This window comes from Escherichia sp. B1147 (assembly GCF_001660175.1).
In the GTDB taxonomy this organism is placed as follows: Bacteria; Pseudomonadota; Gammaproteobacteria; order Enterobacterales; family Enterobacteriaceae; genus Escherichia; species Escherichia whittamii.
On the sequence record NZ_LFHY01000007.1, the window covers coordinates 143,470 to 156,186 of the forward strand.

The window sequence follows — 12,717 nt, forward strand, 5'->3', positions numbered from 1 at the left end:
GCTTCTGATTATCGGTTTCTGTTAGCGATCAAATTCAATACTACATAACTGACACCACCGGCAATTAATCCCCAAAACGCCGAACCAATACCTACCAGCGTCAGCCCACTTGCCGTTACCAGAAAGGCCACCATAGCAGCATCGCGCTCACGCTCATTATGCAAAGCCTGATACAAACTGCCTCCGATGGTACTTAACAGTGCCAGGCCAGCCAGCATCTGGATCCAACTTACAGGCAGTGCAGCCATCATCCCGGTAATGGCACTGCCAAACAGACCCGCCAGTAAATAAAAGACGCCAGCCGCAGCGGCAGCCAGCCAACGCTGGTCTTTGTCCGGGTGCGCCTCCGGGCTCTGGCAAATAGCCGCAGTGATAGCTGCAATACCTACGGAATAGACGCCGAAAGGAGAAAACAGAAGCGCCAGTAATCCAGTAAAGACAATCAGCGGAGAAACCGGAGCTGAATAACCAGCGGCTTTCATTGCTGCAATCCCTGGCGCGTTTTGCGATGCCATCGTCACCAGAAACAGAGGCAAGGCAACGCTAAGACTGTGAGCAAATGAAAACTCAGGGGCGAGATAAGTGGGGAGAACTGGTTTGAAAACGATATCTTTTGTGACAACGTCACCTTGCGTGATAACGACCACGCTCCCAACAATCATCGCCGCAATTACTGCATAACGCGGCGCAAAAGCTTTTGTCGCCAGCCACGCCAGCAACATACTTCCGCATAATGTAAACTGACCATCCAGGCTGGCAAATGCCTGTAAACCAAAGCGTAACAGAATTCCTGCCAGCATTGCCGCTGCCAGCGAGTGCGGAATAATACGCATAAGACGGGCGAATAATCCTGTCACACCACAGAGAACAATTAGCGCATTCGTGACAATAAAAACGCCGATGGCCTGGTTTAGCGTTAGTCCCTGTAACCCGGTGACCAGCAACGCAGCACCGGGTGTTGACCATGCGGTAAGAACAGGCACGCGATACCATAATGTCAGGGCAAGAGTACTGACGCCCATCGCCAGTCCCAGCGCCGTCATCCAGCCGGAAATTTGCTCTGTGCTGGCCCCCGCGACGATCGCCGCTTGCCAGATTATTGCCGCAGAACTGGCATAGCCAATCAGGACCGCCAGAAACCCAGCAAGCAGTGTGGGAGGAGGAATGGAAAACAGACGCATAGTTACCTCGTGCGTTATAGCGTACAGGTACCGTAGCATTTGTCCGTTATAACGCACAAGTGATAAACTCCCGTTTTGCAGGAGGAGTCATATGGAAAATCTCGCTCGCTTTTTATCCACTACGCTTAAACATCTTCGTCAGCAGCGAGGCTGGAGTCTCTCGCGACTGGCAGAAGCAACGGGCGTTTCAAAAGCGATGTTAGGACAGATTGAACGTAATGAATCCAGCCCGACGGTCGCAACATTGTGGAAAATAGCTACCGGAATGAACGTACCGTTTTCGACGTTTATTTCGCCGCCGCAGACCGCTACGCCATCCGTTTATGATCCACAACAGCAGGCAATGGTGATCACTTCTCTATTTCCTTATGATCCGCAACTCTGCTATGAACACTTCTCGATCATGATGGCCCCCGGTGCAGTAAGCGAATCAACACCGCACGAAAAGGGAGTTATCGAGCATGTTGTCATCATTGATGGGCAGCTTGACCTGTGCGTTGATGGTGAGTGGCGAAGCCTTAAAAGTGGAGAAGGTGAACGCTTTGCCGCAGATGTCGCCCATGCCTATTGCAACCGTGGCGAGCAAACCGTGCATTTTCATTCCATTATCCATTACCCGCGTAGTTGAACAGGAAAACTATTTCGCAACGTCGCGCTTGTGGCTAAAATAACCGCCTTTTTTCAGCTACTGGATAAGAAAGTGACCGTATCTTCTCATCGCCTTGAACTGTTAAGTCCGGCACGCGATGCCGCCATTGCCCGCGAAGCTATTTTGCACGGTGCCGATGCTGTTTATATCGGCGGCCCTGGTTTTGGTGCCCGTCATAACGCCAGTAATAGTCTGAAAGATATCGCCGAACTGGTGCCATTTGCCCACCGTTATGGCGCAAAAATTTTCGTCACGCTTAATACCATTTTGCATGACGATGAACTGGAACCGGCGCAACGACTGATTACCGATCTTTACCAGACAGGCGTAGATGCGCTGATTGTTCAGGACATGGGGATTCTGGAACTTGATATTCCGCCGATTGAACTGCACGCAAGTACGCAGTGTGATATTCGTACTGTAGAGAAAGCGAAGTTTCTTTCGGACGTCGGCTTTACCCAGATTGTGCTGGCGCGTGAGCTTAACCTGGAGCAGATTCGTGCGATTCATCAGGCCACGGACGCGACTATTGAGTTCTTTATTCATGGCGCATTGTGCGTGGCATATTCTGGTCAGTGCTACATCTCTCATGCACAAACGGGGCGTAGCGCCAACCGTGGTGATTGCTCCCAGGCGTGCCGTTTGCCATACACGTTGAAAGATGATCAGGGGCGGGTGGTTTCCTATGAAAAACATCTGCTGTCGATGAAAGATAACGATCAGACTGCCAACCTGGGCGCGTTGATCGATGCGGGCGTGCGTTCTTTCAAGATTGAAGGGCGCTACAAAGATATGAGTTACGTGAAGAATATCACTGCCCATTATCGCCAGATGCTGGACGCTATTATTGAAGAGCGCGGCGATTTGGCTCGTGCTTCATCAGGCCGTACGGAACATTTCTTTGTGCCTTCGACAGAAAAAACCTTCCATCGTGGTAGCACCGACTACTTTGTTAACGCGCGTAAAGGCGACATTGGCGCGTTCGATTCACCAAAATTCATCGGCCTGCCGGTGGGTGAAGTATTGAAAGTGGCGAAAGATCATCTCGATGTTGAGGTTACCGAACCGCTGGCTAACGGCGATGGTCTGAACGTGATGATTAAACGTGAAGTGGTTGGCTTTCGCGCCAATACGGTAGAGAAAACAGGGGAAAATCAGTACCGCGTCTGGCCAAATGAAATGCCTGCGGATTTGCATAAAATTCGCCCACACCATCCGCTTAACCGTAACCTTGACCATAACTGGCAACAGGCACTGACCAAAACCTCCAGTGAACGTCGGGTCGCGGTAGATATTGAACTGGGTGGCTGGCAAGAACAGCTCATTCTGACATTAACCAGCGAAGAGGGCGTCAGCATCACTCATACCCTGGATGGGCAGTTCGACGAAGCGAATAACGCCGAAAAAGCGCTGAACAACCTTAAGGATGGGCTGGCAAAACTGGGGCAAACCATCTATTACGCCCGCGATGTGCAAATTAATTTGCCGGGGGCGTTATTTGTGCCAAACAGTCTGTTAAATCAGTTCCGCCGTGAAGCCGTCGAAATGCTGGATGCTGCACGTCTTGCCAGCTACCAGCGTGGCAGTCGTAAACCGGTTGCTGAACCTGCACCGGTTTATCCGCAAACGCATTTGAGCTTCCTTGCGAACGTCTACAACCATAAAGCACGCGAGTTCTATCATCGCTATGGCGTACAACTGATTGATGCGGCGTATGAAGCGCATGAAGAGAAGGGCGAAGTCCCGGTGATGATCACCAAACACTGCCTGCGCTTTGCCTTCAATCTGTGTCCGAAACAGGCGAAAGGCAACATTAAAAGCTGGAAGGCAACGCCGATGCAACTGGTTAACGGCGATGAAGTGCTAACGCTGAAATTTGATTGCCGCCCGTGTGAGATGCACGTCATCGGTAAAATCAAAAATCACATTCTGAAAATGCCGTTACCGGGAAGCGTTGTCGCATCCGTAAGCCCGGATGAGCTGCTGAAAACATTGCCGAAGCGGAAAGGATAAAACGCAAATTTTCAGGGTTATTCACAACTCATTGAATCTACGGCCGGGTAAGGTGTTCACGCCACATCCGGCAACAAACGACTCAACTCTGTCCTGCTTCTGGTTTGCGTGACTTTTGCCAGTAAAAATGCTCGCGCAAACCTTCTGCCGACTCTTCCGCCACGGCGCGCAATTCATCACTGTCCGCTTCATGACGCAGTTGATGATCTACATTCTTCACCCATAAAAATTCATGCCCTTTGTGTCCTGCCATCAACTGTCCAGAGAACAGTGCACAGGTTAATAAGACTACTGATAACGCTTTCGTAAACATCCCGCCACCCTTTTATTACTCTTTGCCGCTATGATGCCGATAGTTTCTTTAGGTTATTATTCAGTTTTGCAAATTAGCGCAAAGAAATTCTGGAATCAGCCTTCCTGATTTGGCATTGCTTTCTGTCGGTGCGGCGAATAAGTGCTATTTTCGAGAAAACCACAAAAGGAGGTAAGCATTTATGTTTACTTTATGGGTATACTCAGCGGCAGGGAGGCGATGTGAAACAAAACGAGTTCAGACGTTGGCTCGAATCTCAGGGCGTCGATGTGGCGAATGGCAGCAACCATTTGAAACTCAGATTTCGCGGGAGGCGCAGTGTTATGCCACGCCACCCTGGCGATGAGATCAAAGAACCGTTGCGTAAAGCAATTCTGAAACAACTCGGTTTGAGTTAATCGCCAATTAAAAGGTTAATGACATGCGAGAGACAGTCGAAATTATGCGTTATCCCGTCACTCTTACACCCGCGCCGGAAGGCGGTTATGTGGTTTCTTTTGTAGATATCCCTGAAGCGTTGACTCAGGGAGAAACTGTCGCTGAAGCGATGGAGGCAGCAAAAGATGCCTTAATCACCGCATTTGATTTTTATTTTGAAGACAACGAGCTTATCCCGTTGCCTTCGCCATTAAATAATAACGACCACTTTATTGAAGTACCTTTAAGCGTTGCCTCTAAGGTATTGCTGCTAAATGCTTTTTTGCAGTCAGAAATCACCCAGCAAGAGCTGGCGAAGCGAATTGGTAAACCTAAGCAGGAGATTACCCGCTTGTTTGATTTACATCACGCGACGAAAATCGACGCCGTCCAGCTTGCGGCTAAAGCCCTGGGCAAAGAGTTATCGCTGGTGATGGTTTAATTACAGTTAACGAAAAGTTGTCATTTTTAACAACTGATATAGACTGCCGGATCACCTGTACATAAAAACGATCCGATAATGAAAAAATACCAGCAGCTGGCAGAACAATAACGCGAGCAAATTGCGTCGGATATCTGGCAACCCGGCGATCGCCTGCCTTCTCTCCGTGAACAGGTAGCGCTTTCTGGCATGAGTTTTATGACCGTCGGTCATGCTTATCAGTTGCTCGAAAGTCAGGGGTATATTATTGCGCGGCCGCAGTCAGGTTATTACGTTGCGCCACGCACGGTGAAATCACCGCAGGCACCAGCTATTCCGGTAACGCGTGATGAAGCGGTCGATATTAACACCTATATTTTTGACATGTTGCAGGCCAGTCGCGATCCGTCAGTGGTGCCGTTTGCTTCAGCCTTTCCCGATCCCCACCTGTTCCCGCTACAGCAGGTGAACCGCTCACTGGCGCAGGTGAGTAAAACCGCAACGGCGATGAGCGTGATTGAAAACTTGCCGCCAGGGAATGCAGAACTGCGTCAGGCTATTGCTCGCCGCTATGCCTTGCAGGGCATGACTATTTCACCCGATGAAATCGTTATCACCGCCGGGGCGTTAGAGGCATTAAACCTCAGTTTGCAAGCGGTAACTGAACCGGGCGATTGGGTGATAGTAGAGAATCCTTGTTTCTACGGCGCGTTGCAGGCACTGGAGCGGCTACGGTTGAAGGCGTTGTCGGTAGCGACGGATGTTAAAGAAGGGATAGATCTTCAGGCGCTGGAACTGGCGTTACAGGAGTATCCGGTCAAAGCCTGCTGGCTAATGACTAATAGCCAGAATCCACTCGGATTTACCTTAACACCGCAGAAAAAAGTGCAACTGGTAGAGTTGCTCAATCAGTACAATGTGATGTTAATTGAAGATGACGTTTATAGTGAGCTTTTCTTTGGCCGGTAAAAACCGCTACCCGCGAAAGCGTGGGATCGTCACGATGGTGTTCTGCTTTGCTCATCATTTTCTAAATGTCTGGTGCCAGGCTTTCGCATTGGTTGGGTCGCTGCAGGAAAACATGCACGCAAAATCCAGCGATTGCAGTTGATGAGCACGCTTTCCACCAGTTCACCGATGCAGCTTGCACTGGTGGATTACCTTTCTACTCGCCGTTACGATGCCCATCTTCGTCGTCTACGTCGCCAGCTTGTCGAACGTAAACAACGCGCCTGGCAGGCGCTGCTGCGATACCTGCCTGCGGAAGTCAAAATACACCATAACGACAGTGGTTATTTTCTCTGGCTGGAGCTTCCCGAACCGTTAGATGCGGGCGAATTAAGTGTTCAGGCATTGGCGCATCACATCAGCATCGCACCGGGTAAAATGTTTTCTACTGGCGAAAGTTGGTCACGTTTTTTCCGTTTTAATACTGCATGGCAGTGGGGCGAGCGTGAAGAAAAGGCGGTTAAACAATTAGGCCACCTTATTAAAGAATACCTGAAATAGATCCTCATTTAATTTCTCTCAGGTTGGGTAATATGAATTTCGAATAGAAGCTATATTTCCTAACCCCTTGTCTATACTCCAGAAGATAGCTTCACAAACGGCATAATGCGCGTTAGCTCACATCCTGATTAAATTTTCTCGGGGGCAAGGGTGCGCCTGCAAGCCGACGTCTATGGTTAAGCAAGGAGATATTTTTACGGCACGGCAGCTGAACAATTAATTACGACAGGAGTAAGACTTTATGAGCAAGACATTTGCCCGCAGCAGCTTGTGTGCGCTTACCATGACATTAATGACCGCTCACGCCGCCGAACCTCCCTTAAATTTAGATAAACCGGAAGGGCGACTGGATATTATCGCCTGGCCGGGATACATCGAACGCGGACAAACCGATAAACAATACGACTGGGTGACGCAATTTGAAAAAGAAACAGGTTGCGCGGTAAACGTGAAAACTGCGGCGACTTCCGATGAAATGGTCAGCCTGATGACCAAAGGCGGTTACGATCTGGTCACAGCATCCGGCGATGCTTCGCTACGCCTGATTATGGGCAAACGCGTGCAGCCGATTAATACTGCGTTAATCCCCAACTGGAAAACGCTTGATCCTCGGGTCGTGAAGGGCGACTGGTTTAACGTGGGGGGAAAGGTTTATGGCACGCCATATCAATGGGGTCCTAACCTGTTGATGTACAACACCAAAACCTTCCCGACACCACCAGATAGCTGGCAAGTGGTTTTTGTTGAGCAGAATCTGCCAGACGGCCAAAGCAATAAAGGTCGCGTACAGGCTTATGACGGTCCTATCTACATTGCGGACGCTGCGCTGTTCGTCAAAGCGACTCAGCCGCAGTTGGGCATCTCCGATCCATACCAACTCACCGAAGAACAGTATCAGGCGGTACTGAAAGTACTGCGCGATCAACATGGCTTGATCCATCGCTACTGGCATGACACCAGCGTCCAAATGAGCGATTTCAAGAACGAGGGTGTGGTGGCTTCCAGTGCCTGGCCGTATCAGGCCAACGCATTGAAAGGCGAAGGGCAACCGATCGCCACCGTCTTCCCGAAAGAGGGCGTTACCGGCTGGGCTGACACCACCATGCTACATAGTGAAGCGAAACATCCGGTTTGTGCCTACAAATGGATGAACTGGTCATTAACGCCGAAGGTGCAGGGCGATGTAGCAGCTTGGTTTGGTTCGCTTCCGGTAGTGCCGGAAGGCTGCAAAGCCAGTCCGTTGCTGGGCGATAAAGGCTGTGAAACCAACGGGTTTAACTATTTCGATAAAATCGCCTTCTGGAAAACGCCCATTGCGCAAGGGGGCAAATTTGTCCCGTACAGTCGCTGGACGCAGGATTACATTGCCATTATGGGCGGCCGCTAACTTCACTGGGGTGTGTTATGACGTACGCAGTGGAGTTTGACAACGTCTCGCGGTTGTACGGTGACGTGCGCGCGGTAGATGGCGTCAGTATTGCGATAAAAGATGGTGAGTTCTTCTCTATGCTGGGGCCGTCCGGCTCCGGCAAAACCACCTGTCTGCGCCTGATTGCTGGCTTCGAACAGCTTTCCGGCGGGGCGATTGCTATCTTCGGCAAACCGGCCAGTAATCTGCCGCCCTGGGAGCGGGATGTGAATACCGTCTTCCAGGACTACGCGCTGTTTCCCCATATGTCGATTCTCGAGAATGTGGCTTACGGGCTGATGGTTAAAGGCGTGGATAAAAAACAGCGACATGCTATGGCGCAAGAAGCGCTGGAGAAAGTGGCGCTTGGTTTTGTTCAGCAACGTAAGCCGTCACAGCTTTCTGGTGGTCAGCGCCAGCGAGTCGCCATCGCCAGAGCACTGGTGAACGAACCGCGCGTATTGTTGCTGGATGAACCGCTCGGCGCGCTGGATCTCAAATTGCGAGAACAAATGCAGCTGGAGCTGAAAAAGCTGCAACAGTCTCTCGGCATCACGTTTATCTTCGTTACCCACGATCAGGGCGAAGCGTTATCGATGTCCGATCGTGTGGCGGTTTTCAATAATGGACGCATAGAACAGGTCGATTCCCCGCGCGATCTCTATATGCGCCCACGCACGCCGTTTGTTGCGGGATTCGTCGGGACATCCAACGTTTTTGATCCGCTAATGGCCGAGAGTCTTTGCGGCATGATGGGCAGTTTTGCCCTGCGGCCGGAACATATCCGCCTGAATACACCTGGTGAAGTGCAGGCCAATGGCACGATTCAGGCGGTGCAATATCAGGGAGCAGCCACACGTTTTGAACTGAAACTTAGCGGTGGAGAAAAACTGCTGGTTAGCCAGGCAAATGTAACGGGCGAAGACTTACCCGACACGCTCATACCCGGTCAACAGGTGATGGTTTCCTGGGCGCGTGATGTGATGGTGCCGCTGGTTGAGGAGAGGTGAATGGCGATGAACGTATTGCAGTCACCTTCGCGCCCGGGAGTTGGAAAGATATCCGGATTTTTCTGGCGTAAACCAGGACTGGGGCTATTTTTACTACTGCTTGGTCCACTGATGTGGTTTGGCATCGTTTATTTTGGCTCGCTGCTGACGCTGTTATGGCAGGGTTTTTATACCTTTGACGATTTCACCATGTCAGTAATGCCAGAACTGACACTGGCGAATATCCGTGCGCTGTTTAACCCGGCTAATTACGACATCATTATCCGCACACTGACGATGGCAGTGGCAGTGACTGTCGCCAGTGCCATTCTGGCCTTCCCGATGGCGTGGTATATGGCGCGCTATACCAGTGGCAAAATGAAAGCGTTCTTTTACATTGCGGTGATGTTGCCCATGTGGGCAAGCTACATTGTCAAAGCCTATGCCTGGACCTTATTGCTGGCTAAAGACGGTGTAGCGCAGTGGTTTTTACAGCATCTGGGGCTGGAGCCACTACTCACGGCGTTTCTTACACTACCGGCAGTGGGCGGTAATACGCTGTCAACTTCAGGGCTGGGCCGCTTTCTGGTGTTTCTCTACATCTGGCTGCCGTTCATGATTCTCCCCGTGCAGGCGGCGCTGGAGCGTTTACCTCCGTCATTGTTACAGGCGTCGGCAGATCTCGGCGCGCGTCCACGGCAAACCTTCCGTTATGTGGTATTGCCGCTGGCGGTCCCGGGGATAGCAGCCGGGTCTATTTTTACTTTCTCGCTGACGCTTGGTGATTTTACCGTCCCACAACTGGTTGGCCCGCCAGGGTATTTTATCGGTAATATGGTCTACTCCCAGCAGGGGGCAATAGGCAATATGCCGATGGCTGCGGCCTTCACCCTGGTTCCGATAGTCCTTATCGCACTTTATCTGGCGTTTGTGAAACGCCTGGGAGCGTTCGATGCACTCTGAACGCGCACCGTTTTTCCTCAAACTGGCAGCCTGGGGAGGCGTGGTTTTCCTTCACTTTCCTATCCTTATTATTGCTGCCTATGCTTTTAATACTGAAGAGGCAGCATTTAGCTTCCCCCCGCAAGGCCTGACACTGCGCTGGTTCAGTGTGGCGGCGCAGCGTAGCGATATCCTTGATGCCGTGACACTGTCACTTAAAGTGGCGTCGCTGGCAACATTAATTGCGCTGGTATTGGGGACACTGGCAGCCGCTGCGCTCTGGCGACGAGACTTTTTCGGCAAAAATGCTATTTCACTGTTACTGCTGCTGCCTATTGCGCTGCCAGGTATTGTTACTGGTCTGGCGTTATTAACTGCGTTTAAAACCATCAATCTGGAGCCTGGCTTTTTCACCATCGTGGTCGGTCATGCGACTTTTTGTGTAGTGGTGGTGTTTAACAATGTCATCGCCCGTTTTCGCCGCACCTCATGGAGTCTGGTGGAGGCGTCAATGGATCTTGGGGCCAATGGCTGGCAAACCTTTCGTTATGTGGTGCTGCCCAATCTCAGTTCGGCGCTACTGGCAGGAGGAATGCTGGCGTTTGCCTTGTCGTTCGATGAAATCATCGTTACGACCTTTACGGCAGGTCATGAACGGACGTTACCACTGTGGCTGCTCAATCAACTTGGGCGACCGCGTGATGTACCGGTAACGAACGTCGTGGCTCTGCTGGTTATGTTGGTAACAACCTTGCCGATCCTGGGAGCCTGGTGGCTAACCCGCGAAGGCGACAATGGTCAATAACCACTGATACAGGAATATGCTATGCAACATAAGTTACTGATTAACGGAGAACTGGTTAGCGGCGAAGGGGAAAAACAGCCTGTCTATAATCCGGCAACGGGGGACGTTTTACTGGAGATCGCCGAGGCATCTGCAGAGCAAGTTGATGCTGCTGTTCGCGCGGCAGATACGGCATTTGCTGAGTGGGGGCAAACCACGCCGAAGGTGCGCGCAGAATGCCTGCTGAAACTGGCGGATGTTATCGAAGAAAACGGTCAGGTTTTTGCCGAACTGGAGTCCCGTAACTGTGGCAAACCTCTGCATAGTGCGTTCAATGATGAAATTCCAGCGATTGTCGATGTTTTTCGCTTTTTCGCCGGAGCTGCTCGCTGCCTGAATGGTCTGGCGGCAGGAGAATATCTCGAGGGACATACTTCGATGATCCGTCGCGATCCGCTGGGCGTTGTGGCCTCTATCGCGCCGTGGAATTATCCGCTGATGATGGCAGCATGGAAACTGGCTCCGGCACTGGCGGCGGGGAACTGCGTGGTACTGAAGCCATCAGAAATCACGCCGCTGACCGCACTAAAACTGGCCGAGCTGGCGAAAGATATCTTCCCGCCGGGCGTGATCAACGTACTGTTTGGCAGAGGCCAAACCGTGGGCGATCCGCTGACCGGGCATCAAAAAGTGCGCATGGTGTCGCTGACGGGCTCTATTGCCACCGGTGAGCACATCATCAGCCATACTGCGCCATCCATTAAACGCACCCACATGGAGTTAGGCGGCAAAGCGCCTGTCATTGTTTTTGATGATGCTGATATTGAAGCTGTGGTCGAAGGTGTACGCACGTTTGGCTATTACAACGCTGGACAGGATTGCACCGCAGCTTGTCGAATCTACGCGCAAAAAGGCATTTACGATGCGCTGGTGGAAAAACTCGGCGCCGCTGTCGCAACCCTGAAGTCGGGCGCGCCGGATGACGAATCAACGGAACTGGGGCCGTTGAGTTCACAAGCGCATCTCGACCGCGTCAGCAAAGCAGTGGAAGAGGCAAAAGCGACGGGACACATTAAAGTGATTACCGGCGGGGAGAAACGAAAAGGTAACGGTTATTACTATGCGCCGACACTGCTGGCAGGTGCGTTACAAGAAGATGCCATCGTCCAAAGAGAGGTATTTGGGCCGGTAGTGAGCGTGACTGTCTTCGACAACGAAGAACAAGTGGTTAACTGGGCAAATGACAGCCAGTATGGTTTAGCCTCTTCGGTGTGGACGAAAGATGTGGGGCGGGCGCATCGCGTTAGTGCACGTCTGCAATATGGCTGTACGTGGGTCAATACTCATTTCATGCTGGTAAGTGAAATGCCGCATGGTGGCCAGAAACTTTCCGGTTATGGCAAGGATATGTCACTTTATGGGCTGGAAGATTACACCGTAGTACGCCACGTAATGGTTAAACACTAAGGATAATGTTGTAGCCTGGAAGAGTGTGAGAAGATCTAACGCACTGTCAGAGAGTTGATATCTCTCTGACAGTGTGTACTGCGTGCAATATTGCTACATCAAATAAACCAACCAAATCTCATAGAGATAAGAGCGAACAACCCAACAGCAGCAAAGAGATTTATCAGCACTACGGTTCTACTGGAAACATTCATATTTTGCCACCTTTTGTCATAGCCCCTATGTGTATAGTACGGGTTAAGTAAATCCGCAATAATACTCATTCTGAAGATGGACAAGGGCAGACCCCAGGTTATAGACATATCTCAAAACGGTTGGGAAACTTGATGTATATCAAAAAATAACGCATATTTGCGCGCGTTTTCTTCCTCTGGCTGGACGCCCGTACATGTCTCTTTATCAATACCTGCTTGTTTTTTATGCTGTTATGGCAGCGATCGCGTTTGTTACTACCTGGTTTCTTTCCCACGATAAGAAGCGTATTCGCTTTCTGAGCGCCTTCCTGGTGGCGGTGACCTGGCCGATGAGTTTTCCGGTGGCACTGCTGATTTCGCTATTTTAAATCTTGAGCGCTAGCTTGACGGCACAACGCAGGCTTATATCATTTGAGTGAATCGATAAATT

At 50.9% G+C, this 12,717-nt stretch carries 13 protein-coding genes and 1 pseudogene; 11 read left to right on the forward strand and 3 right to left on the reverse strand.

Annotated elements, in window-relative coordinates; translation table 11 throughout:
- Positions 1-8: 8 nt before the first annotated feature.
- The gene (gene ydcO / locus A9180_RS07065; RefSeq protein ID WP_074399472.1) at positions 9-1,220 is read right to left on the reverse strand and encodes a BenE family transporter YdcO; all 1,212 of its coding nucleotides are present in this window, start codon (positions 1,218-1,220) and stop codon (positions 9-11) included.
- 52 nt (positions 1,221-1,272) lie between these two features.
- Here ydcO and A9180_RS07070 point away from each other — a divergent pair, with 52 nt between their 5' ends.
- Together A9180_RS07070 and rlhA are read left to right on the forward strand one after the other, a co-directional pair.
- Complete coding sequence (locus tag A9180_RS07070) at positions 1,273-1,809, forward strand: helix-turn-helix domain-containing protein (protein WP_064527445.1); 537 nt, start codon at positions 1,273-1,275, stop codon at positions 1,807-1,809.
- A gap of 72 nt (positions 1,810-1,881) precedes the next feature.
- A complete protein-coding gene (gene rlhA / locus A9180_RS07075) occupies positions 1,882-3,843 on the forward strand; it encodes a 23S rRNA 5-hydroxycytidine C2501 synthase (protein WP_064527520.1) in 1,962 nt (653 codons plus the stop codon).
- An 82-nt stretch (positions 3,844-3,925) separates the two neighbouring features.
- On the opposite strand, the gene A9180_RS07080 is transcribed toward rlhA, so the two are convergent.
- The gene (locus A9180_RS07080) at positions 3,926-4,156 is read right to left on the reverse strand and encodes a DUF2554 family protein (protein WP_000494240.1); all 231 of its coding nucleotides are present in this window, start codon (positions 4,154-4,156) and stop codon (positions 3,926-3,928) included.
- A gap of 221 nt (positions 4,157-4,377) precedes the next feature.
- On the opposite strand from A9180_RS07080, the gene hicA reads away from it, so the two are divergent.
- The 8 genes and pseudogenes from hicA to patD all read left to right on the forward strand — a co-directional run bounded on the left by hicA (position 4,378) and on the right by patD (position 12,093).
- Positions 4,378-4,554 carry a type II toxin-antitoxin system mRNA interferase toxin HicA gene (gene hicA, locus A9180_RS07085; protein WP_064527446.1) on the forward strand — a complete coding sequence of 59 codons (177 nt, stop codon included), beginning with the start codon at positions 4,378-4,380 and terminating at the stop codon, positions 4,552-4,554.
- Positions 4,555-4,598: 44 nt separating this feature from the next.
- Positions 4,599-5,015 (forward strand): type II toxin-antitoxin system antitoxin HicB, encoded by a 417-nt coding sequence (hicB, locus tag A9180_RS07090; protein ID WP_077630331.1) that lies wholly within the window; start codon positions 4,599-4,601, stop codon positions 5,013-5,015.
- 120 nt (positions 5,016-5,135) lie between these two features.
- Positions 5,136-6,503 (forward strand): annotated as a pseudogene (locus tag A9180_RS07095) (PLP-dependent aminotransferase family protein).
- Positions 6,504-6,744: 241 nt separating this feature from the next.
- Complete coding sequence (ydcS, locus tag A9180_RS07100; RefSeq protein WP_064527448.1) at positions 6,745-7,890, forward strand: putative ABC transporter substrate-binding protein YdcS; 1,146 nt, start codon at positions 6,745-6,747, stop codon at positions 7,888-7,890.
- Between the two features lie 17 nt (positions 7,891-7,907).
- Positions 7,908-8,921 carry an ABC transporter ATP-binding protein gene (locus A9180_RS07105; RefSeq protein ID WP_064527450.1) on the forward strand — a complete coding sequence of 338 codons (1,014 nt, stop codon included), beginning with the start codon at positions 7,908-7,910 and terminating at the stop codon, positions 8,919-8,921.
- Entirely contained in the window at positions 8,922-9,863 is a 942-nt protein-coding gene (locus tag A9180_RS07110) for an ABC transporter permease (protein WP_064527452.1), read from the forward strand. It abuts the gene before it with no gap.
- A complete protein-coding gene (locus A9180_RS07115; protein WP_064527454.1) occupies positions 9,853-10,647 on the forward strand; it encodes an ABC transporter permease in 795 nt (264 codons plus the stop codon). Before A9180_RS07110 ends, A9180_RS07115 begins: the two co-directional genes overlap by 11 nt.
- A 21-nt stretch (positions 10,648-10,668) precedes the next feature.
- Complete coding sequence (gene patD, locus A9180_RS07120) at positions 10,669-12,093, forward strand: aminobutyraldehyde dehydrogenase (protein WP_064527456.1); 1,425 nt, start codon at positions 10,669-10,671, stop codon at positions 12,091-12,093.
- A gap of 98 nt (positions 12,094-12,191) precedes the next feature.
- Here the strand turns inward: patD and yncL are convergent, their stop codons facing one another.
- Positions 12,192-12,287, reverse strand: a complete 96-nt coding sequence (gene yncL / locus A9180_RS22685) for a stress response membrane protein YncL (RefSeq protein ID WP_074399477.1) — start codon at positions 12,285-12,287, stop codon at positions 12,192-12,194.
- Between the two features lie 194 nt (positions 12,288-12,481).
- Between yncL and A9180_RS07130 the strand changes: the two genes are divergently transcribed.
- The gene (locus A9180_RS07130; protein WP_064527458.1) at positions 12,482-12,655 is read left to right on the forward strand and encodes a GhoT/OrtT family toxin; all 174 of its coding nucleotides are present in this window, start codon (positions 12,482-12,484) and stop codon (positions 12,653-12,655) included.
- The last annotated feature ends 62 nt before the right edge of the window (positions 12,656-12,717 follow it).